Origin of the sequence: Vibrio sp. 10N.222.49.C12, from assembly GCF_041475025.1 — a bacterium.
Classification (GTDB): domain Bacteria; phylum Pseudomonadota; class Gammaproteobacteria; order Enterobacterales; family Vibrionaceae; genus Vibrio; species Vibrio crassostreae_C.
In genome coordinates this window covers 221,535-243,655 of sequence record NZ_JBFRVF010000025.1, presented here as the reverse complement: position 1 = coordinate 243,655, position 22,121 = coordinate 221,535, and the positions used below count along the sequence as shown (strand labels likewise).

The following is a 22,121-nucleotide window of genomic DNA, read 5'->3' as shown; positions in this document are numbered from 1 at the left end:
GCCTCCTCCTACTCGATTTGCCTATTGGAAGTGTGTTTAAACAAGGTTTGATTGAGATTAACCAAGAAGTCTAATGGTGGCGTTAGACTCCTTGGTTAATTTTTTATTGCTTCGCCCTGACGCGGAGTATGTGTTTTTTTGTCATATATAGACATTGGTCTTGGGAAGGTGAGGACGGGTGAAAATGCCTCTTATCGTGCAGAAATTTGGTGGAACGTCGGTGGGTTCAATTGAACGAATCCATCATGTAGCAGAAAAAATCATTGAAGCGAAAAATGAAGGGAACCAGATCGTGGTTGTCGTTTCTGCTATGTCTGGTGAAACAAATCGGTTAGTTAATTTAGCCACGCAAGTTGATAGCGTACCAAACGCTAGAGAACTGGATGTGTTGTTAACGGCTGGCGAGCAAGTTTCCATGGCCTTGTTAGCAATGACGTTACACAAGTTAGGTTATGAAGCGACATCGATGACTGGCTATCAAGCCAAGATACACACGGATTCTAATCATAATAATGCAGCGATTGAGCGTATTGATACTGCTCCGATTCAAGCTCTGCTAGATGACAACCAGATTGTTATTGTTGCAGGCTTTCAAGGATTCAATGCGAAAGGTGATATCACGACATTAGGCCGCGGTGGTTCAGATACTACAGCGGTCGCGCTTGCAGGTGCCTTGCAGGCGAAAGAATGCCAGATCTATACTGATGTAGATGGTGTTTACTCTTGTGACCCTAGAGTCGTAAAACAATCTCAGAAATTAGATACTTTAGACTTTCCTTCTATGGAAGAGATGGCTCGCCGAGGCGCTAAGGTATTGCACCTTCCTTGTGTTCAGTATGCATGGCAGCACAACGTGTCATTGCGAGTGCTTTCAAGCTTTGAACAAGGCGAGGGCACATTGATCGCGGGTAATCAGTGTTTGAATGATATTGCTGGCATCGCCATCCAAAGAGATATGGTGCGTATCGAGTGTTTGAATGAAGATTTACCGTCTTTCATTTCACATTGCCAACTGTTGGGGATCGAAGTCTGTAGTGTGATCGAGGAAACAGAACGGGCAGCACTCATTATTAAACAAGACATAAGTGCCAAATTAAAACTAGTTTTTGCTGAGAAAATCCGTAATAGTGAACAGGTTAGTTTGTTAACTGTGGTAGGAAGCCGAACACAAGAAATTGTGGTCAGTTCACATGGATTGTTGTCTGAAGGCGAAATTGATGTACAGCATCACTTATTGCAGCAGCAGTCTTTAACTTTGGTGATATCACCAACGCAAGTCGATATGGCTGCTAACATATTACACAATGCATACATCGTAGCGCGTGAAACACAGGGTTATCCTAAAAAAGAAGTGCATTTTGGTTAAATAAACTCAATCGATAGTTTACGAAAATATAACTTTTGTTGGATAATACTCTCGTAGCTAGATAAATTTAGAGATTACTCAAGGAGCAAAGAATGCTAATTTTGACTCGCCGCGTTGGCGAAACACTGATGATTGGTGATGAAGTAACAGTTACTGTACTAGGCGTTAAAGGTAACCAAGTACGTATCGGTGTTAACGCACCTAAAGAAGTATCTGTTCACCGTGAAGAGATCTACATGCGCATTCAAGCTGAAAAAGGTAATGGTAACGTTGCATCTGGCAACTACTAATACTTTTGCGTAGAGAAGAGGCTAGCATTGTTGCTAGCCTTTTTTGATCTTGGGGAACCGAAACACTGATTGGGACATAGATGGGTTGGATAACGGATCGGTCTCAAAGTGGTGAAGTGAATGCTTTGTGATGCTGTGAGATACAGACAAGGTTGAACAGAACTGTTGCTCTGTATTTTGTTTGGCAAAACTCAAGATTTATTCGCTTCCCCTATGGCGAAAATACGCATCCCGTAGTATTGTGCCATCAGCGGTAGCACTTGCTGCTGGAGAAATTAGATAATTGTTTTCGGCTGTTTATTATTGCCAATCTTTCACCTTAATTTTTAAGGGAAAAAGCGCGATTTGAATCTTACAAGTTCAATTTGCAAGCGCTTTGATTAAATAGCAAACGGTTGAGTGTTTTTGTCCAATTTTTTTCAATAAAGTGTTTGACATATTTTCGGTAAAACGTAATATGTGCCTCCGCAAGACGGTGAGGTGGCCGAGAGGCCGAAGGCGCTCCCCTGCTAAGGGAGTATGTGGTTTGTAGCTGCATCGAGGGTTCGAATCCCTCCCTCACCGCCATTTCTTGCGAGTCTAAAATTAGCAATTTAGACAATGTAAATGTGCGTCCTTAGCTCAGCTGGATAGAGTACCTGGCTACGAACCAGGCGGTCGGAGGTTCGAATCCTCCAGGACGCGCCATTCTCTCTTCTCTTACTTGTAAGTGATTTGAGAATAATGAATTAGGTGAGGTGGCCGAGTGGCCGAAGGCGCTCCCCTGCTAAGGGAGTATGTGGTTTGTAGCTGCATCGAGGGTTCGAATCCCTCCCTCACCGCCATTCATTACAGGCCGATGGCCTTTTTTTTTCTTCGTAGCAAGAAGAATGTGATATATTTCACAACTTCATTCTTAATGAATGAACACCGTGCGTCCTTAGCTCAGCTGGATAGAGTACCTGGCTACGAACCAGGCGGTCGGAGGTTCGAATCCTCCAGGACGCGCCACTATTTAAGGGTTTATTTCTTTTAAGAATGAAAGTCCTTGTATTGACTAAGTTGATACTAAAACCGTGCGCTCTTAGCTCAGCTGGATAGAGTACCTGGCTACGAACCAGGCGGTCGGAGGTTCGAATCCTCCAGAGCGCGCCACTATTTAGGGTTTAGTTCTTATAAGAATGTGAATCCTGATATTGATAAATCGTTCGTCGAGAATTAATATCAAAAACCGTGCGTCCTTAGCTCAGCTGGATAGAGTACCTGGCTACGAACCAGGCGGTCGGAGGTTCGAATCCTCCAGGACGCGCCACTCTTTAGGGTTTCCTTGTGAACTCCTGATATTGGGAATACTGATATCGAAAACCGTGCGCTCTTAGCTCAGCTGGATAGAGTACCTGGCTACGAACCAGGCGGTCGGAGGTTCGAATCCTCCAGAGCGCGCCACTATTTAGGGTTTCTTTTATGAACCCCTGATATTGGGAATACCGATATCGAAAACTGCGCGTCCTTAGCTCAGCTGGATAGAGTACCTGGCTACGAACCAGGCGGTCGGAGGTTCGAATCCTCCAGGACGCGCCACTCTTTAGGGTTTCCTTGTGAACTCCTGATATTGGAAATACTGATATCGAAAACCGTGCGTCCTTAGCTCAGCTGGATAGAGTACCTGGCTACGAACCAGGCGGTCGGAGGTTCGAATCCTCCAGGACGCGCCACTATTTAGGGCTTTTTTCTTATAAGAATGAAATCCTTATATTGATCTGTTGTTAGTAACAATGAATTGATATTAAAACCGTGCGCTCTTAGCTCAGCTGGATAGAGTACCTGGCTACGAACCAGGCGGTCGGAGGTTCGAATCCTCCAGAGCGCGCCACATTATTAGAAAAAGCCTCGTTTATACGAGGCTTTTTTTATGTCTGCTGCAAATTTGTTGCGACAATGTTAAATTTTTTCGTTGTTTAACTTGTTGTATTTAAAGTAGTTCTTGATTGCTTCTTTGTTATTCCACCTTTCTCATATCAATTCCCAGAAAAGCCCCGTTTAAGTCACAGTTTAAATATCTAAAAATGACGTATTTGACAGATTTATGTGATCTGATAGGCGAATAATTAACCTTATGTGTGCGTTATCCGTAACAGAACCTTAAACAAAATTGACAAACTTTTACCAATCGAGATAATCCATTGGTCGGGATCACTATTCGCTGAAATCCTGTACGTATGTCAGGATGACGAAGAAAGGAAGCAACATGACTAATATTGGAAGCCTGCTAGGAGATGCGGCGACTCTAATGATAACGGGGATGTCCGTTGTCTTTATTTTCCTAACTATTCTAGTTTACCTCGTTCGGTTGATGTCAAAACTGGTACCAGAAGAAGTACCAGAGCCGATCGCAGCACCTAAAAAAATTCAAAAATCACAATCAAACCCTTCAGCTGTTAGTCCACAGGTAGTGGCTGCAATTTCGGCCGCGGTTCATCAATACCGTGCGTCTACTGCTAAGTAGTATTTAAAGGATTAAAAAGGAGTTTATGAGCATGTCTAAACCACTAGCTATCACAGATGTGGTACTTCGTGACGCGCACCAGTCACTATTTGCTACTCGTATGCGTATCGAAGATATGCTGCCAATTGCGGCAGAACTGGATAAAGTCGGTTACTGGTCACTTGAGACTTGGGGCGGCGCGACGTTTGATTCGTGTATCCGTTTTCTTGGCGAGGATCCATGGGAGCGTTTGCGTGAGCTGAAAAAAGCGATGCCAAACACACCAATGCAGATGCTACTGCGTGGTCAAAACCTATTGGGCTACCGTCACTACGCGGATGATGTAGTAGAAAAATTTGTTGAACGTGCCCATAAAAACGGCATGGACGTATTCCGTATCTTTGATGCGATGAATGACGTGCGTAACTTTGAAAAAGCAGTGAAAGCAACGATCGACGTTGGTGGCCACGCTCAAGGTACGTTGTCTTACACAACCAGTCCGGTCCACAATTCAGATACTTGGGTTGATTTGGCTAAGCGCCTAGAGGACCTAGGTTGTCACTCACTATGTATCAAAGATATGTCAGGTTTATTAAAGCCGTATGAAGCAGAAGAGCTGATTACACGTATCAAAGCATCGTGTGACGTTCCTCTAGCACTGCATAGCCACGCGACAACTGGTCTATCGACTGCAACAGCGGTTAAAGCCGTTGAAGCGGGTATCGACATTCTAGATACCGCTATTTCTTCAATGAGCTGTACTTACGGTCATACGCCAACCGAAACGGTTGTTGCGATGTTAGAAGGTACAGAGCGCGACACGAATCTTAAACTAGACCAAATCGAACCCATCGCGGCTTACTTCCGTGATGTACGTAAAAAGTACGCGAAATGGGAAGGTCAGCTAAAAGGTGTCGATTCTCGCATCTTAATCGCTCAAGTTCCTGGCGGAATGTTAACTAACATGGAAGGCCAGCTTAAAGAGCAAGGCGCCGCCGATCGCATGGATGAAGTTCTAGAAGAGATCCCACGCGTACGTAAAGAGCTTGGTTACATTCCTTTAGTAACACCAACTTCTCAGATTGTCGGTACTCAAGCGGTTATTAACGTCTTAACGGGCGAACGCTATAAGAGCATCACGAAAGAGACTGCTGGTCTACTGAAAGGTGAATACGGTCAAGCTCCTGCTGAAGTGGATGCTGAACTGCAAGCGAAAGTTCTAGACGGTGCAGAGCCGATTACTTGTCGTCCTGCTGATTTACTTAAGTCTGAAATGGATACGTTAACGACGGATCTGTTAGAGAAAGCGAAATCAGAGGGTATCTCTCTAGCTGAAGATACGGTTGATGATGTACTGACTTACGCGCTCTTCCCACAAGTGGGTCTTAAGTTCCTTAAGAACCGTCGTAATCCTGAAGCATTTGAACCTGCACCAACGCTAGAAGTTGCGGCTCCAGTTGCTGCAGCTCCTGTACAAGCTTCTGGTGGTATTGAAAGCTACAGCGTGAAGGTTGATGGCCAGGTTTACGATGTTGAAGTTGGCCCTCAAGGTGAACTGACATCGGTATCTCCATCAGCGAAACCAGCACAAGCGTCTCAAGCAGCACCTGCTGCGGCTTCTGATGCAGAAGCAGTTCCAGCTCCATTGGCGGGTAACATCTTTAAAGTAAACGTTCAGGCGGGTACTGAGGTTTCTGAAGGCGACGTTCTACTAATCCTAGAAGCGATGAAGATGGAAACGGAAGTTCGTGCTGCTCGTGGTGGTATCGTTCAAGAATTGAATGTTAAAGAAGGCGATGCAGTTACTGTAGGCGCTCCACTACTAAGCTTAGCGTAAGGGAGTACCATGGAAGGATTGATGACCTTATGGTCTGAAACAGGGATTGCGAACTTTGAGTTCGGCCAGATCTGTATGATGCTGGTTGGTTGCTTACTGTTGTTTTTGGCAATTCGTAAAGGATTTGAACCGTTACTTCTACTGCCTATTGGTTTTGGTGCTGTATTAGCAAACATTCCAAATGCTGGGTTTACTGATCCAGGTGGTTTGCTCTACTACGTCTACTACATTGGTATTGAGACAGGTATTTTCCCACTGCTGATCTTTATGGGTGTTGGTGCGATGACGGACTTCGGTGCGTTGATTGCGAACCCTAAAACGTTGTGGCTAGGGGCTGCGGCTCAGTTTGGTATCTTCGCGACGCTATTTGGCGCGATCTTGCTGAACTACGTTCCAGGAATGGAGTTCTCGATGGCCGATGCTTCGTCAATTGCGATCATTGGTGGTGCCGATGGCCCAACTGCGATCTTCTTGGCGAGTAAGTTATCTCCGGATCTTTTAGGTGCCATTGCAGTAGCGGCTTATAGCTACATGGCTTTGGTTCCGATCATTCAGCCACCAATCATGAAAGCGTTAACGTCTCCTGAAGAGCGCAAAATTAAGATGGCTCAACTTCGTCACGTTAGCAAAGCCGAGAAGATTCTTTTCCCGCTTGCTGTACTACTGATGACGATTTTGTTCCTACCTTCAGCAACACCTCTAGTTGGTATGTTCTGTTTGGGTAACTTAATGCGTGAAGCGGGTGTGGTTGATCGCCTTTCAAAAACAGCTCAAAACGAACTGATTAACGTTGTAACTATTTTCCTAGGTCTAGGGGTTGGTTCTAAGCTTCAAGCGGATACGTTCTTGAACTTAGAAACACTGGGTATTCTAGGTTTGGGTGCGGTCGCGTTCAGTATCGGTACGGCGGGTGGTGTATTGATGGCTAAGGTGTTGAACCGATTCTCGAAAGAGGACATCAACCCACTGATTGGCGCAGCTGGCGTATCAGCGGTTCCAATGGCGGCACGTGTTGTGAACAAGGTTGGTCTTGAGGCAAACCCTCAGAACTTCTTGTTGATGCATGCAATGGGCCCGAACGTAGCCGGTGTACTTGGTAGTGCGGTTGCGGCGGGTATTCTATTAGCTCTCGTGGGCTAGTGGATTTGCTGGGTCATGTATCGTTACGTTAATTGGTCGTCAATTTACGAATGAGCGGTTAACTTCGCCTTATTAAATGGTTTATAGTCAAAGGGATGCTTTCGCATCCCTTTCTTTTTATTAATTAGGGTGCTTGCTCACTAGGGCTTTTATCAATCAAGGAAATGTGGAAATGGAAAATAAACAGATTGCGATTACTCAATTCGGCGGCGTCGAAAACCTAAGTATTCAAACCATTGCGATCCCTGAGCCTAAGGCTGGAGAAGTGGTGGTTAAAGTTTCCTTTTCAGGCATTAATCCGATTGATGTCAAAACTCGAGCGGGCCTTGGTTGGGCGGCAGCACAAAACAAAGATAACCTGCCTTGGGTACCTGGCTACGATATTTCAGGGCAAATTGTCACGCTAGGCGAACAGGCTGAACGCTTTACTGTTGGTGATAACGTGGCTGGCTTTATTGGTTTTCCACTGCAAGGTGGCGGTTACAGCCAATATGTGTGTGTTCCAGAAGCGGCACTAAGTATGGTTCCTGATTCTGTCACTTTAGAAGCGGCAGCTGCATTACCACTCGCGAGTCAAACCGCGGCACAAGCGCTCAACAAAGCCGAAGTGAAAGAAGGCGACCGCGTGCTTATTTTAGCGGGCGCGGGCGGCGTTGGTCACCTTGCGGTTCAAATTGCAGTGGCAGCAAAAGCTGAGGTTTACACAACCTGCAGCGAAGCCAATCTTGATTACCTTGCGACGCTAGGTGCTCACGCGATTAACTATAAGTTTGCGCCAGCATCAGAAAGAGTATCAGATGTCGATGTGCTGATTGATTTGGTCGGTGGCGATACCGCGCTTGATGCATTGAAGTGCCTAAAAGATGACGCGCGAGTCGTGACTGTGCCGACTCTATCTGCAGAACTTATCTGCGAAAAAGCCACACTATTAGGTTTTACTGCATCAGGCATGCTGGTTGAACCAAGCCCTGAGCAAATGGACACCATGCTTTACATGGTCAGTGTCGGATTGCTCAAAACAGAAATTCAAGGTATCTACCAGTTAGACGAGGCGCAGTCGGCGCACCTGCAGGTTGAAACCGGACACACCAGAGGCAAGGTGCTACTTAAAATGCAAGAAAGTTGATAGGCAGTGTTAGAATTTTTTAACTCCCTTTTTGAAAATATCGCGCTGTGGTTCTCGGACTCGGCGCTGTGGGTACTCTTCATCAGTGGCTTCTTGAGTGCCACGTTACTACCCGGTGGTTCAGAAGCTAGCCTTGTGGCTGCATTGAGCTTAGATCAGTTTTCAACCTCATCGATCATTCTGGTGGCGACATTAGGCAATACCTTAGGCGGCCTGACTAACTATTGGATTGGTTTGTGGTTGCCTAATCGAACTCAATCTGAAAAGCATGGTCATAAGGCTATGGCTTGGCTGAGTCGCTATGGCTACTGGACACTGTTATTTAGTTGGTTACCGATCATTGGTGACCCTTTGTGTCTCGCTGCGGGTTGGCTAAGAATGAAATTCATCCCTAGCGTTATTTTGATAGCGATTGGCAAAGCCGCTCGCTATAGCTTACTTGCTGCTATCTACTTCGGTTTTTTCTAAGGAGAACCTATGAAAAAGGTTTTACTTGGTACATTTTCTCTTATCGCCATTGCAGGCTGTTCTTACAATGTACCTAGCTCAACGCCCTTCTTTTCCTCGTTACCTGAAGGTGTCACTCTGTTAGAAGAGGTAAAGCCCTCTAAAGATAAAGTGGTGATTCCTTACACCAAGTATCAGCTTGAAAACGGCCTGACAGTTATTCTTTCCCCTGATGATTCCGATCCGTTGGTGCATGTTGATGTGACTTATCACGTCGGTTCAGCACGTGAAGAGATAGGCAAGTCGGGATTTGCTCACTTCTTTGAGCACATGATGTTCCAGGGTTCAGAGAACGTTGGTGACCAACAGCACTTTAAGATCATTACCGAAGCGGGTGGTTCGTTAAACGGCACGACCAACCGTGACCGCACCAACTATTTTGAAACTGTTCCTTCTAACCAACTTGAGAAAATGTTGTGGTTAGAATCAGACCGAATGGGCTTCTTGTTGGATGCAGTTTCTCAGAAGAAATTTGAGGTGCAAAGAGGCACGGTCAAGAACGAGCGAGCGCAGAGCTACGAAAATCGTCCTTACGGCTTAATGTGGGAACGCATGGGCGAAGCGCTATACCCAGAAGGTCACCCTTACTCTTGGCAACCAATCGGCTATGTTGAAGATCTTGACCGTGTTGACGTGAATGATCTTAAAGCGTTCTTCCTGCGTTGGTACGGCCCAAACAATGCCGTGTTAACGATTGGTGGTGATATCGACGTTGATGATACGCTAGAATGGGTTAACAAGTACTTTGGTCCAATTCCTCAAGGCCCTGAAGTGAAGGCGGCAGAGAAGCAACCTGCTGTTCTAAAAGAAGATAAGTACATCACCTTAGAAGACAATATTCGTCAGCCGATGGTGCTTGTGGGTTGGCCAACAACGTATCGCGGCGAAGAGACGCAAGCTTCACTGAATGCATTGTCTAACGTGTTAGGTTCAGGTACCAACAGTTACCTATATCAAAACCTCGTAAAAACGCAGAAGGCCGTCAGCGCTGGCTCTTTCCATGATTGTGCTGAGTTGGCGTGTACCATGTACGTGTATGCAATGGGCAACTCAGGTGAAAAAGGCGATTTGACGGTTCTCAATAAAGAGCTGATGGATACCCTGGAGCAATTCTCGAAAGAGGGCGTTGAGCAAGAGCGTTTAGACCAGATCACTGGCATGGCCGAAGCGAATGCTGTTTTTGCATTGCAAAGCGTTAAAGGTAAGGTGTCGCAACTCGCGTCGAACCAAACCTTCTATGGTCAGCCTGATCGCATTGAATCACAACTCGATCAAATCCGAGCGGTGACGCCTGAGAGCGTGAGCAAGGCATACCAAGATTTCATCGAAGGTAAGCACAAGGTTACCTTGAGTGTGGTTCCTAAGAAAAAGCTCGATTTGGCGGTTCGTGAAGCGACCTTTACCACGCCACCACGTACGTTGCCGGAATACAGCAAGGTGACGGAAGATCAACTGGATTTCAGAAAGGCACCGGATACCTTTGATCGCAGTGTGATGCCAGAAGTGAACTTTGGTGTTGAGGCGACCATGCCTGAGTTGTACCGCATGCACTTTGCAAATGGCACTGACTTAATTGGTACCGTGACCAGTGAAACGCCGACAGTACAGCTGCAAATTCAATTGCCTGCAGGCGAACGCTATGTTCGCAAAGGGCAAGAAGGCCTAGCGAACCTAACGGCTTCGATGATGGAAGAAGGCTCAACTAAACGAACCGTTGAAGAGTTACAAGCGACCTTAGATAAACTTGGTAGCAGCGTGAGCATTAGTGCGGGCAGCTACACCACAGATATTTCAGTCTCGACGCTAGAGAAAAACTTGCCTCAAACCTTAGCGATTGTGCAAGAGGTTCTATTCGATCCTAAGTTCGATGAGCAAGATTTTGAGCGCGTTAAGAAACAGATGCTAGAAGGCGTTGTGTATCAGCATCAGCAGCCAAGTTGGATGGCTTCTCAAGCAACCCGTGAAGTGCTGTTTGGTGACACTGTTTTTGCTCGTGCAAGTGATGGTACTAAGGAATCTCTATCGAAATTGACCTTAGACGATGTGAAAAAATTCTATGCGCAACATTACACACCAGAAGGTGCCAATATTGTTGTTGTGGGAGACATCTCGAAGAAAGAGGTGGGGAAACAGCTACAATTCTTTGAAGAGTGGCAAGGCGATGCGGCACCATTAACGCGTCCACAGATCGTCAAAGAGCTTTCTGGTCAGCACCTGTACTTAGTCGATAAACCGGGTGCGCCGCAAAGCATTGTTCGCTTGGTTCGTAAAGGCCTGCCGTTTGATGCAACGGGTGAATTGTATTTGAGCCAGTTAGCTAACTTTAACTTAGCGGGCAACTTCAATAGCCGTATCAACCAGAACCTACGTGAAGACAAAGCCTACACTTACGGTGCAAGCGGTTACTTCGCAAGTACTCGTGAAACTGGCGCAGTGGTATTTAGCGCGCAGGTAAGGGCGAATGCGACGGTTCCATCGATTCAAGAGTTTATTAATGAGCTGAATGAGTTTAGCCAAAGTGGATTAACTGACGAAGAGGTGAAATTTATGCGCCTTGCCGTCGGTCAACAAGATGCACTTAAATACGAAACGCCAAGTCAAAAGGCGGGGTTGTTGAGTAATATTGTTGCATTGAGCCTTGATGAAGATTACCTACAACAGCGTAATCAGATAGTTGAAACGGTTTCAAAAGAGACCTTAAACGAGCTATCTAAGAAATGGTTTGACCCGAATGATTATCAAATAATCGTTGTTGGTGACGCGACTTCGCTTCGCCCGCAATTAGAAAAGTTAGATATTCCAATAGAAGAGCTTGAAATCATTCGTTAGAGTACACATTAAAGGGGGAGGGAAGAGACTCTACTTTTCTCCTCCAACCTAATTTATGATAGTTCTAATCAGAACAATATAAGATAAGTGAACTGAATTTTGACTGATTTTGCTGCGCGACTAAAGCAAGTTGCAACCAACCCTAAGACCTTCTCTCAATTTGGTCGTGGTGTTGAAAGGGAAACATTACGCTACACGGAAGGTGGGCACCTTGCTACTGGGCCGCACCCTGAGGCTTTGGGATCTGCGTTGATGAACGAATGGGTAACGACCGATTTCTCTGAGTCGCTACTGGAATTTATCACGCCTGTTTCTAACGACGTTCCGACGCTTTTGAATCAGTTGTCTGATATCCATCACTTCACGCAAACCAAGTTAGACGGCGAAAAACTATGGCCGCTTTCTATGCCTTGTTACGTTGGCAGTGAAGATTACATTCAGCTAGCGCAATACGGCACCTCGAATAACGGTAAGATGAAGACCTTATATCGTGAAGGCCTAAAACGTCGTTACGGTAGCCTGATGCAGATTATCTCTGGTGTTCACTTCAACTTCTCTTTCCCAGAAAGCTTTTGGGATAGCCTGTTTGGAGAGCAAACTGAAGAAGCGCGTTGTGAATCTAAGTCAGATGCTTACTTCGGTTTGATTCGTAACTACTACCGCTTTGGTTGGTTAATCCCATACTTCTTCGGTGCTTCACCTGCGCTATGTTCTTCTTTCATCAAAGGAAGAGAGACAAACCTGCCTTTTGAAAAGATTGGCGAGACACTGTATCTGCCAAAAGCAACGGCACTGCGCCTGAGCGACCTTGGCTACACGAACAGTGCGCAAAGTGTGTTGAAGATTGGTTTCAACAGCCTAGACCAATACCTTGAAGGTTTGAATCAAGCGATTCGCACACCATCAGAAGAATTTGCCGAGATTGGCACTAAGGTTGATGGTGAATACCGTCAGTTGAATAGCAACGTACTGCAAATTGAAAATGAGCTTTACGCTCCAATCCGCCCTAAGCGTGTCGCGAAGAGTGGTGAGAAACCATCTGAAGCATTGGCACGCGGTGGTGTTGAGTACATTGAGGTTCGTTCTTTAGATGTAAACCCATTCAGCTCAATTGGTATCAATGAGCAGCAGGTTCGCTTCCTAGACTTATTCCTAACGTGGAGTGTGCTAACGGACTCTGCTGAGATGGATAACTGCGAGCTTGAATGCTGGCGCGATAACTGGAACAAGGTGATCCTACAAGGTCGTCAGGTTGGTCTAGAGCTGCAAATCGGTTGTCATGGTGAGCGATTGTCTCTGCAAGATTGGGCGAAGCGTGTCTTCAAAGATCTGCGCTCTATTGCCGAGATGATGGACGCTGAACAAGGTGGTCGTGCATACCAAGAAACATGCGATACGCTTGAGGCTTGGATTGATAACCCTGAGCTAACTATTTCTGGCCAGTTGCTAGAAGAGACCAAAAAATTGGGCGGCTTAGGTAAAGTGGGTTGCGCGTTAGGTAAAACGTACGCTCAGCAACACAAAGCGCACCAATACAAAGTATATTCAGCTGAGTTGATGGAAGCAGAAGTTCAACGTTCTGTGATTGCTCAGCAACAAAGTGAAGAAGCAAGCACTCAAGATTTTGATAGCTTCTTAGCGGATTATTTTTCGTATTTAAAAGCATAGCGAGACTTTGGTGGAAAGGAAGCAAGCCTTATTAGGTCAGCCTACTCGAGTGAGTAGTAAATGGTTACCTGTAGTGACTGTTGGTGTTGTCTCTAGCCTGTTGGTTGGATGTGCAACGCCACCGCCAAAGCAGCAAGATAATTTGTGTAGCATCTTTCGAGAGCACCCTTCATGGTATGAAGATGCCTTGGATATGCAAGAAGAATGGGGAACGCCGATTAACGTTGCGATGGCTTTTGTGAAACAAGAGAGTAGCTATCGTCATGATGCGCGCCCACCTAAAGATTACATTCTTGGCTTTATACCGTGGGGGCGTGTAAGCAGTGCCTACGGTTATGCACAAGCTCAAGATCCTGCTTGGGAAGACTTCCAAAAGGCGACCAATAACGGTGGTTCAAGAACCAACTTTGATGATGCATTGATGTTCATCGGTTGGTATACCAGCGAGACGCGTCGTCAATTGGGCATCTCACTATGGGACCCATATAACCAATACCTGGCTTATCATGAAGGCCGTGGTGGTTATAAGCGTAAGTCATACAACAGCAAGCCATCGCTAATTAAGGTGGCGCGCAAAGTCGAACAGCAAGCAAAAGATTATGGATGGCAGCTGAAACAGTGCCGCAAAGAACTAGAAGACAATCGAAGCTGGTTTTTCTAAAGCCAGCCGTCATGGAGAAGAGCAATGCCTTTATTAGATAGTTTCACTGTTGATCACACACGCATGAACGCACCTGCCGTTCGTGTTGCTAAAACAATGCAAACCCCAAAAGGGGATACCATCACTGTGTTTGACCTGCGTTTTACTGCGCCAAACAAAGACATCCTATCTGAGAAAGGTATCCATACTCTAGAGCACCTATACGCTGGTTTCATGCGTAATCAATTGAACGGTTCAGATGTAGAGATCATCGATATCTCACCGATGGGCTGTCGCACTGGTTTCTACATGAGCCTGATTGGTACGCCTACAGAACAACAAGTGGCTGACGGTTGGTTGGCAGCGATGCAAGACGTACTGAAAGTTGAGAACCAGAATAAGATCCCTGAGCTGAACGAATACCAATGTGGTACCGCGGCAATGCACTCTTTGGATGAAGCGAAAGAGATCGCGAATGCGATCATCGCTGCAGGCATCTCTGTAAACAAGAATGATGAACTGGCACTGCCAGAGTCTATGCTGCAAGAGCTTAAGATCGACTAGTCATTGATAGCTACCCTAGATAGGGCGAGTTAGATACTAAAAGGCCCGGTTTAATGAACCGGGTCTTTTGTTTATGTGAGCTTCAGTGATATCTCAGTTAGCCGTTCACGATCTGTGGGAACACGCGAACCAGTTTGATGCGGTTCTCTTCAAGCTCAACAATTTCCATTGGGTGGCTGGCAACCTGAACACTGAGGTGACTCTCTGGAATATCTTCAAGGTGTTCCAGTATCAAACCATTCAGCGTTCTTGGGCCATCGGTAGGCAGTGCCCACTGTAAGCCTTTGTTGATATCTCGGATATTGGCACTGCCTTCAATCAAGAAGCTGCCATCGCTTTGCGGAGTAATCTCTTCAGATAAGCTTGGGGTGATTGAGGTGGTAAACTCACCTACGATCTCTTCTAGAATATCTTCTAATGTAACCAAACCATTGATGTCGCCATACTCATCAACAATCAAACCGATGCGCTGCTTATTGCGTTGAAACTTAAGCAGTTGAATATTGAGTGGTGTCGCTTCAGGAATAAAGTAGATCTCATCCGCGGCACGCAACAGGGTTTCTTTATTGAATTCGTTCTTTTCAAGCATCAGACGGTAAGCTTCACGCAGCCTAAGCATGCCGACCACTTCATCTATTTGGTCACGGTACAGAACTACGCGACCATGAGGCGAGTGGGTAAGTTGACGAACGATCGATTTCCAGTCGTCATTGATGTCGATACCAGTAATCTCATTACGCGGCACCATGATGTCGTTCACGGTGACGTGCTCTAAATCCAGAATAGACACCAACATATCTTGGTGACGTTGAGGGATTAAGCTACCGGCTTCATTTACCACGGTTCTAAGCTCTTCGGAGCTCAAGTGGTCGGTTGCATCATGGCTGGCTTTGACACCTAAGATACGAATGAAGCCATTGGTAATGAAGTTAACTAAAATCACCAACGGTGACAGTACCTTCATCAGCACCATCAAAAGGATGCTACTGGCGTAAGAGACACGTTCAGGAAATAGAGAAGCGATAGTCTTTGGGGTTACCTCGGCGAATACGAGGATCACGAGAGTCAGGGTACCAGTAGCGATAGCCACACCGATATCCCCGTAGATGCGCATACCAAGAATAGTAGCGATCGCAGATGCAAGAATGTTGACGAGATTGTTGCCGATGAGAATGAGGCCAATCAATCTGTCTGGGCGGTTCAGAAGTTTTTCTACACGTTTGGCACCTTTATGACCCGTATTGGCCAAGTGCTTTAAACGGTAGCGGTTCAGGGACATCATGCCCGTTTCGGAACCAGAGAAATAACCAGAAATTACAATGAGACACGCGAGTAGCGCAAATAAGATACCCGTTGATATGTCGTCCAAAACTATTCTTTTCCTATTTGTGTATCTTGATTAATTTATGACCGAACATGGTCGAGATGTCAATTGAATGTATTGCACTCAATATTTTAAAGGCAAGGTATGTGAGATCTTGCCTTTATTTTACAGACTAGTTCAGGATGATTTCCTGAACGAAGCGGCTACCGAAGTAGGCCAATGTGAGCATGCTGGCGCCGGCCAGTGCGAACCAAGTGACTTTCTGTCCACGCCAACCTTTTTGGTAGTGACCCCATAAAAGGATGGAGTAGATAACCCAAGCGATAAAAGACAATACCGCTTTGTGCGCCTTTCCTTGAGCAAACATATCTTGTACGAAGATAAGGCCAGTCAGCAAAGTACCCGTTAATAAACCATTACCAATCAGAATGATCTTGAAAAGCTGTCTCTCTACCATCATTAAAGGAGGTAGGTTAGGGTTTATCACTAAGGCTTTTTTCTTTTTAAGTTTGTGATCTAGCCAAGCAAGTTGCAGGGCGTATAGCGCGCCGATAGTTAACGTTGCGTATGAGAATAGAGCCAAAGATATGTGCACGAGCAGTTTTGGGTCATTCTCTAGATGTTTGATGAAGGTGCTTGGAAGAAAAGTGGCAGCCATCAAGTTCAGCGCAGCGAAGCTATAGACGACGGGTAAGATAAACCACAGACGGGTTTTGAGCATGGCACCGCTCATTACCACAGATATGATTAAACTGATTAATGAAGCAACGTTCAAGATACTGAGGTTTTGGCCACTGGCATTAAAAATCAAATCGCCAAGCAACCAAGCATGGAAAGCTAGAGCAAGTAATGCGCTGATAAACACCGTTTTTACACGGATTCCTGTTTGGTGCACGAGACCTGGAATGATCGTGGAAATTGCCATTGTATAAAGAAAGGCTGCTGCGATCGCAATAAGACTGTCCATGGTATCCATTTTAATGATTACTAATTGGCGAATTATACCTCGCATCGCTCTTTGGGGCTATGGCGAACCTCATTCAATTCCAAGTGAATAATGTCTCACATCACAAGCACGGATGATTAACGCTCTACAACGGGTATGACTCTAATCCGCGCTAATGTATACTCACAGTAATAGTCGCAGTTTTGAGCGAAGAGAAAACTATGTTTGATAATTTAACGGATCGTCTATCCAAAACGCTGAAGAACATCAGCGGTAAAGGTCGTCTGACCGAAGACAACATTAAAGAGACGCTGCGTGAAGTACGTATGGCGCTACTTGAAGCCGACGTTGCACTGCCCGTTGTCCGCGATTTTGTTAAGCGCGTAAAAGAAGGCGCTGTGGGTGTTGAGGTTTCTAAATCTCTAACGCCTGGTCAAGAATTCATTAAGATCGTTCAAGCTGAACTTGAAGCGGTGATGGGTGAGTCTAACGAGGCTCTTAACCTAGCAGCGCAGCCGCCAGCCGTTATCTTAATGGCGGGTCTACAAGGTGCGGGTAAAACCACATCGGTAGGTAAGCTATCTAAGCTTCTAACTGAGCGTGACAAGAAGAAAGTCTTGGTTGTGTCTGCCGACGTTTACCGTCCAGCGGCGATCAAACAGCTTGAAACGTTAGCAAGCGATGTTGGCGTCGACTTCTTCCCATCTTCAGCTGATCAAAAACCTCTTGATATTGCAAACGCTGCAATCGACCACGCGAAGAAGAAATTCTACGACGTGCTACTTGTCGATACTGCGGGTCGTTTGGCTATCGATGAAGAGATGATGGGCGAGATCAAAGAGCTTCATACTGCAATTAAACCAGTAGAGACACTGTTCGTTGTTGATGCAATGACAGGTCAAGATGCAGCGAACACTGCAAAAGCCTTTGGTGATGCGTTACCACTAACCGGTGTTATCTTGACGAAAGTTGATGGTGATGCGCGTGGTGGTGCTGCTCTGTCTGTTCGTCATATCACAGGCAAGCCGATTAAATTCTTGGGTGTTGGTGAAAAGACTGACGCACTAGAACCGTTCCACCCAGATCGTGTTGCTTCTCGTATCTTAGGTATGGGCGACGTACTGTCTCTTATTGAAGACCTACAGAAAAACGTTGATACCGAGAAAGCAGAGAAACTGGCTAAGAAGTTCAAAGAGAAGAAAGGCTTTGACCTTGAAGACTTCCGTGAACAGCTAGGTCAGATGCAAAACATGGGCGGCATGATGGGCATGATGGATAAGCTTCCAGGCATGTCTCAGCTACCAGATAACGTTAAAGATAAAGTTGATGACAAGATGTTCAAGCAGATGGAAGCGATCATCAACTCTATGACCATGAAAGAGCGTCAACGCCCTGACTTAATCAAAGGCTCACGCAAAAAGCGTATTGCCGCTGGTTCTGGTACACAGGTACAAGATGTAAACCGTATGCTTAAGCAGTTCACCCAAATGCAGAAGATGATGAAGAAGATGCAGAAAGGTGGCATGAAAGGCATGATGCGCAACATGCAAGGCATGATGGGCGGCGGTGGAGGTATGGGCGGAATGGGTGGTGGCTTTAACCCGTTTGGTCGATAATCTACAAATGTAAGCTTTAGCTACGTTACTTTTCATAGTGTTAGCCGTGTCACAGAAAGTGTACGGCAGCTATGTTGGTGAAAAAATAGCTAAAGCCCTTGCATTGCACCGGAATAAGAGTAAAATTCCGGGGCTTTAATTTGGCACGAGACCCCAAGCTATTTACTTATACTTGGGGTTAATTATTTTATTAAGAAAGCAAAGAGGACGACATGGTAACCATTCGTTTGGCACGTCACGGTGCAAAGAAGCGCCCATTTTATCAAATCGTAGTTGCGGATAGCCGTAACGCTGCAACTGGCCGTTTCATCGAGAAAGTAGGTTTCTTTAACCCTACTGCTCAAGGTCAAGAAGAAGGTCTACGTCTAGACCTAGATCGTGTTAACCACTGGGTTGGTCAAGGCGCATCTCTATCTGATCGTGTAGCTAAGCTAGTTAAAGACGCTCAAAAAGCGGCTTAATTCTTTTTTAAAGAGAAATAGCTTATGTCGATGAAGGGTAAAGAAACTATGAGCGAGCAAAATAATAGAATTGTCATGGGTAAACTTGGGTCTACCTATGGTATTCGTGGCTGGCTCAAAGTGTTCTCCTACACAGACAATGCTGAAAGCATATTTGATTACAGCCCTTGGTATTTAAACCTAAAGGGTAAGTGGGTTGAGTACAAAGTTGAGAGCTGGAAACGTCATGGCCAAGGTTATGTATGTAAGCTAGCGGGATTAGATGTTCGTGAAGACGCGCAACTGATGACTAACTTTGAAATTGCTATTGACCCTGCTTCGTTACCTGAATTGTCAGAAGATGAATTCTACTGGCGCGAATTGTTCGGTATGCAAGTTTTTACCACTAAAGGTTACGACCTTGGTGAGGTCACTGACCTATTAGAAACTGGCTCGAACGATGTTCTAGTAATCAAAGCAAATCTTAAAGATGCTTTTGGCCAAAAGGAACGGTTAGTACCGTACCTTGAAGAGCAAGTGATCAAGAAAGTTGATCGCGAAGCTCGCCGGATCGAAGTTGACTGGGATCCTGGATTCTAACTCCAAATTACAGAGCGAGAGAACACATGTGGGTTGGCATTATTAGCCTTTTTCCTGAAATGTTCCGTTCTGTTACTGATTTTGGAGTAACAGGTCAAGCGGTTAAAAAAGGTCTTTTATCTATTGAGACATGGAATCCTCGTGATTTCACTCATGATAAACATCGCACTGTTGATGACAGACCTTACGGTGGTGGTCCTGGCATGTTAATGATGGTTCAGCCTTTGCGCGACGCTATCAAAACTGCCAAGCAAGCAGCACCGGGAAAGACGAAAGTCATCTATCTTTCACCTCAAGGTCGTAAACTCGACCAGAAAGGTGTTGAAGAGCTGGCAACAAACGAGAATTTACTTCTTATTTGTGGTCGCTATGAAGGGGTAGATGAGCGCATCATTCAATCTGAAGTTGACGAAGAATGGTCGATTGGAGATTTTGTGATGACGGGTGGCGAACTGCCAGCCATGACGCTGATTGATTCAGTATCTCGGTTTGTTCCGGGTGTACTTGGAGATTTCGCTTCAGCAGAAGAAGATTCTTTTGCAAATGGTTTGCTAGATTGTCCTCATTATACGCGCCCTGAGGTGCTAGACGATAAAGATGTACCATCGGTACTCAAGTCTGGAAACCATAAGGACATTCGTCGCTGGCGATTAAAACAATCGTTGGGCCGAACTTGGCTAAGAAGACCAGAACTCCTGGAAAACCTAGCTCTGACTGACGAACAGGAACAATTACTGGCTGAATTCATTAAAGAGCAACGCTCTTAACGAAAAGCAAGCAGTAACCTATTAAATTTAGTATCAGTTTATTCTAGGAATTTATACAAATGAGCAACATCATCAAGGCTCTTGAAGAAGAGCAACTAAAATCAGACCTTCCTAAATTTGCACCAGGTGACACTGTTGTAGTTCAGGTTAAGGTAAAAGAAGGTGACCGTGAGCGTCTACAGGCTTTCGAAGGCGTTGTAATCGCTATTCGTAACCGTGGTCTACACTCTGCATTCACAGTTCGTAAGATCTCGAACGGTGAAGGCGTAGAGCGTGCGTTCCAAACTCACTCTCCAATGGTTGATAGCATCGAAGTTAAACGCCGTGGTGCAGTACGTCGTGCCAAGTTGTACTACCTACGTGAGCGTTCTGGTAAGTCAGCTCGTATTAAAGAGAAGCTTACTAAGAAGTAATTCTTTTTGCATTCTATCGATAAAAGCGGAGCCATTTGGCTCCGCTTTTTTGTGTCTGTTTGTCCCGTCCTGAAATGTGTTTACACATTGAGGACGAATTATGGCTACTTCAAATAATACCTACGTTAAGCGCACTCAGCGTGATTACACACTAGGCTTTAAATTACAGGTCGTCGCCGCTGTAGAAAGAGGCGATATGACATATAAACAAGCCCAAACCATTTATGGTATCCAAGGCCGTTCAACTGTTTTAACTTGGCTTCGAAAGCACGGTAAGATGAATTGGGCGCAAACTCCAAGGATGAATACCATGCACCAATCAACTAAGCCTAAAGAGTCACCAGCACAGAAAATAAAGCGTCTTGAGAAAGAGCTGGAAGACGAAAAAATCAAGAATCTCTTTTTAAATAGAGTGGTTGATATTCTTGATGCTGAACACGGAACTAGCCTCAGAAAAAAGTATCTCACCAAGGAGCAAGAAGCCTTCAAGAACAAGAAGGAATAAGTTTAGTTCGAGTATGTAAGCTATGCGGGATAACGAGACAAAGCGTTTATCAACGAGAAAAGCGAGCTGTTCATCGCCAGTTGGAACTTAAACCCATCAAACAAATGGTGTTGGATATTAGACGTTATATGCCTCGGGTTGGCACTAGAAAGCTCTACTTTTTACTTAAGCCAAAGTTGCAAGAACAAGGTATCAAGTTAGGTCGGGATGCTCTTTTCAACTACTTACGTGATGAACGGTTATTGGTAAGACCTAAACGTAGTTTTACGAAAACGACAAACAGTAAGCATTGGATGAAAAAACATCCGAACTTATTAAAGAACTACAAACCATGCACTCCAGAGGGTGTGTTAGTAAGTGATATTACCTATATCCAATCAGATGAAGGCATTCACTATCTCTCATTGGTAACTGATGCGTTTAGTCGGAAAATTATGGGCTACGAGCTGAGCAACGAAATGAAGGCGACGGATGTTGTGAAAGCGCTAGATATGGCTATTAAGGGGCGTCAATATCATCGTTCGTGTATCCATCACTCTGATCGTGGTCTCCAGTATTGCTCCGGTGTTTATCAAGATAAGTTGAAAAGTAGCGGCATAAGCCCCTCGATGACAGACGGTTATGACTGCTATCAAAATGCATTAGCAGAGAGAGTAAATGGAATACTGAAACAAGAGTTCTTACTTAATAAGTGTAAAAACCTCGGAGAGCTTAAACAACTAGTAAAAGAGTCTATAAGTACCTATAACAATATGAGGCCGCACCTTAGTCTCAGGATGAAAACTCCAAATGAGGTGCATGAAAAAAGCCAACAGCTGATGCTGTTGGCTTAGTAGAAATACTGTCAACGTATTTTAGGACGAGACAGTTATTTGGAGTTTCGCAGGTAAGAGATCCCCAATTAGCTCATTCCTCGCTCTGGAGGATGACGGAACAAACCGAAACTCATATTTAACCGTCATTCCCTAGACTGACGAAGGAAGGAGTAGGGAATCTCTACTAGCGCCGTGTTATAGGCAATAAAAAAGGATTGACGTTAAACGCCAACCCTTCAAAATTTACTCGCTACTCGCTACTCG

At 45.2% G+C, this 22,121-nt stretch carries 19 protein-coding genes and 10 tRNA genes; 27 read left to right on the top strand and 2 right to left on the bottom strand.

Going from position 1 to position 22,121, the window contains the following annotated elements:
- Nucleotides 1–184: 184 nt before the first annotated feature.
- The 21 genes from AB4583_RS09655 (at nucleotide 185) to luxS (ending at nucleotide 14,431) form a co-directional block, all read left to right on the top strand.
- A complete protein-coding gene (locus AB4583_RS09655) occupies nucleotides 185–1,366 on the top strand; it encodes an aspartate kinase (protein WP_017063224.1) in 1,182 nt (393 codons plus the stop codon).
- Nucleotides 1,367–1,458: 92 nt separating this feature from the next.
- Nucleotides 1,459–1,656, top strand: coding sequence for a carbon storage regulator CsrA (gene csrA, locus AB4583_RS09650; RefSeq protein ID WP_004415691.1), 198 nt, complete (start codon nucleotides 1,459–1,461; stop codon nucleotides 1,654–1,656).
- 474 nt (nucleotides 1,657–2,130) lie between these two features.
- A tRNA-Ser gene (locus AB4583_RS09645) sits at nucleotides 2,131–2,223 on the top strand.
- A 43-nt stretch (nucleotides 2,224–2,266) separates the two neighbouring features.
- Nucleotides 2,267–2,343, top strand: a tRNA-Arg gene (locus AB4583_RS09640).
- A gap of 44 nt (nucleotides 2,344–2,387) precedes the next feature.
- Nucleotides 2,388–2,480, top strand: a tRNA-Ser gene (locus AB4583_RS09635).
- Between the two features lie 89 nt (nucleotides 2,481–2,569).
- Nucleotides 2,570–2,646: transfer RNA gene (locus AB4583_RS09630), tRNA-Arg, on the top strand.
- A 67-nt stretch (nucleotides 2,647–2,713) separates the two neighbouring features.
- Nucleotides 2,714–2,790: transfer RNA gene (locus AB4583_RS09625), tRNA-Arg, on the top strand.
- Between the two features lie 80 nt (nucleotides 2,791–2,870).
- Nucleotides 2,871–2,947 (top strand) — tRNA-Arg (locus AB4583_RS09620).
- Nucleotides 2,948–3,004: 57 nt separating this feature from the next.
- A tRNA-Arg gene (locus AB4583_RS09615) sits at nucleotides 3,005–3,081 on the top strand.
- A gap of 58 nt (nucleotides 3,082–3,139) precedes the next feature.
- Nucleotides 3,140–3,216, top strand: a tRNA-Arg gene (locus AB4583_RS09610).
- A gap of 57 nt (nucleotides 3,217–3,273) precedes the next feature.
- Nucleotides 3,274–3,350, top strand: a tRNA-Arg gene (locus tag AB4583_RS09605).
- Nucleotides 3,351–3,431: 81 nt separating this feature from the next.
- Nucleotides 3,432–3,508, top strand: a tRNA-Arg gene (locus AB4583_RS09600).
- Between the two features lie 375 nt (nucleotides 3,509–3,883).
- The gene (locus tag AB4583_RS09595) at nucleotides 3,884–4,141 is read left to right on the top strand and encodes an oxaloacetate decarboxylase subunit gamma (RefSeq protein WP_004741884.1); all 258 of its coding nucleotides are present in this window, start codon (nucleotides 3,884–3,886) and stop codon (nucleotides 4,139–4,141) included.
- Nucleotides 4,142–4,172: 31 nt separating this feature from the next.
- Nucleotides 4,173–5,957 carry a sodium-extruding oxaloacetate decarboxylase subunit alpha gene (gene oadA / locus AB4583_RS09590; protein WP_372117148.1) on the top strand — a complete coding sequence of 595 codons (1,785 nt, stop codon included), beginning with the start codon at nucleotides 4,173–4,175 and terminating at the stop codon, nucleotides 5,955–5,957.
- Between the two features lie 9 nt (nucleotides 5,958–5,966).
- Nucleotides 5,967–7,097 (top strand): sodium ion-translocating decarboxylase subunit beta, encoded by a 1,131-nt coding sequence (locus AB4583_RS09585; RefSeq protein ID WP_019825842.1) that lies wholly within the window; start codon nucleotides 5,967–5,969, stop codon nucleotides 7,095–7,097.
- A 172-nt stretch (nucleotides 7,098–7,269) separates the two neighbouring features.
- Nucleotides 7,270–8,223: an NADP-dependent oxidoreductase gene (locus AB4583_RS09580; protein ID WP_372117146.1), complete on the top strand. Its 954-nt coding sequence runs from the start codon at nucleotides 7,270–7,272 to the stop codon at nucleotides 8,221–8,223.
- 6 nt (nucleotides 8,224–8,229) lie between these two features.
- Nucleotides 8,230–8,691, top strand: coding sequence for a YqaA family protein (locus AB4583_RS09575; RefSeq protein ID WP_017059555.1), 462 nt, complete (start codon nucleotides 8,230–8,232; stop codon nucleotides 8,689–8,691).
- A gap of 9 nt (nucleotides 8,692–8,700) precedes the next feature.
- Complete coding sequence (locus AB4583_RS09570; protein ID WP_372111938.1) at nucleotides 8,701–11,559, top strand: M16 family metallopeptidase; 2,859 nt, start codon at nucleotides 8,701–8,703, stop codon at nucleotides 11,557–11,559.
- Nucleotides 11,560–11,658: 99 nt separating this feature from the next.
- On the top strand, nucleotides 11,659–13,227 hold the full coding sequence (gshA, locus tag AB4583_RS09565) for a glutamate--cysteine ligase (RefSeq protein WP_372117145.1): 1,569 nt from the start codon (nucleotides 11,659–11,661) through the stop codon (nucleotides 13,225–13,227).
- 10 nt (nucleotides 13,228–13,237) lie between these two features.
- A complete protein-coding gene (locus AB4583_RS09560) occupies nucleotides 13,238–13,888 on the top strand; it encodes a hypothetical protein (protein WP_017629422.1) in 651 nt (216 codons plus the stop codon).
- A gap of 24 nt (nucleotides 13,889–13,912) precedes the next feature.
- Entirely contained in the window at nucleotides 13,913–14,431 is a 519-nt protein-coding gene (gene luxS / locus AB4583_RS09555; protein ID WP_017056597.1) for an S-ribosylhomocysteine lyase, read from the top strand.
- A gap of 97 nt (nucleotides 14,432–14,528) precedes the next feature.
- Here luxS and AB4583_RS09550 read toward each other — a convergent pair whose 3' ends face one another.
- Both AB4583_RS09550 and AB4583_RS09545 read right to left on the bottom strand, forming a co-directional pair.
- Entirely contained in the window at nucleotides 14,529–15,800 is a 1,272-nt protein-coding gene (locus AB4583_RS09550) for an HlyC/CorC family transporter (protein ID WP_017068872.1), read from the bottom strand.
- A 127-nt stretch (nucleotides 15,801–15,927) separates the two neighbouring features.
- Nucleotides 15,928–16,722, bottom strand: a complete 795-nt coding sequence (locus tag AB4583_RS09545) for an inner membrane protein YpjD (RefSeq protein WP_019825854.1) — start codon at nucleotides 16,720–16,722, stop codon at nucleotides 15,928–15,930.
- A gap of 200 nt (nucleotides 16,723–16,922) precedes the next feature.
- On the opposite strand from AB4583_RS09545, the gene ffh reads away from it, so the two are divergent.
- The 6 genes from ffh (at nucleotide 16,923) to AB4583_RS09515 (ending at nucleotide 21,875) form a co-directional block, all read left to right on the top strand.
- Complete coding sequence (gene ffh / locus AB4583_RS09540; protein ID WP_010435884.1) at nucleotides 16,923–18,317, top strand: signal recognition particle protein; 1,395 nt, start codon at nucleotides 16,923–16,925, stop codon at nucleotides 18,315–18,317.
- Between the two features lie 212 nt (nucleotides 18,318–18,529).
- Nucleotides 18,530–18,778 carry a 30S ribosomal protein S16 gene (gene rpsP, locus AB4583_RS09535; RefSeq protein ID WP_004410028.1) on the top strand — a complete coding sequence of 83 codons (249 nt, stop codon included), beginning with the start codon at nucleotides 18,530–18,532 and terminating at the stop codon, nucleotides 18,776–18,778.
- A gap of 24 nt (nucleotides 18,779–18,802) precedes the next feature.
- Nucleotides 18,803–19,357 carry a ribosome maturation factor RimM gene (gene rimM, locus AB4583_RS09530; RefSeq protein ID WP_017063236.1) on the top strand — a complete coding sequence of 185 codons (555 nt, stop codon included), beginning with the start codon at nucleotides 18,803–18,805 and terminating at the stop codon, nucleotides 19,355–19,357.
- 26 nt (nucleotides 19,358–19,383) lie between these two features.
- A complete protein-coding gene (gene trmD / locus AB4583_RS09525) occupies nucleotides 19,384–20,124 on the top strand; it encodes a tRNA (guanosine(37)-N1)-methyltransferase TrmD (protein WP_019826347.1) in 741 nt (246 codons plus the stop codon).
- Between the two features lie 59 nt (nucleotides 20,125–20,183).
- A complete protein-coding gene (gene rplS, locus AB4583_RS09520; protein ID WP_004735514.1) occupies nucleotides 20,184–20,537 on the top strand; it encodes a 50S ribosomal protein L19 in 354 nt (117 codons plus the stop codon).
- Nucleotides 20,538–20,637: 100 nt separating this feature from the next.
- A protein-coding gene (locus tag AB4583_RS09515; protein ID WP_102319877.1) for an IS3 family transposase occupies nucleotides 20,638–21,875 on the top strand; the annotation gives its coding sequence in 2 pieces (ribosomal slippage) (nucleotides 20,638–21,010 and nucleotides 21,010–21,875; 1,239 coding nt in all).
- Nucleotides 21,876–22,121 lie beyond the last annotated feature (246 nt).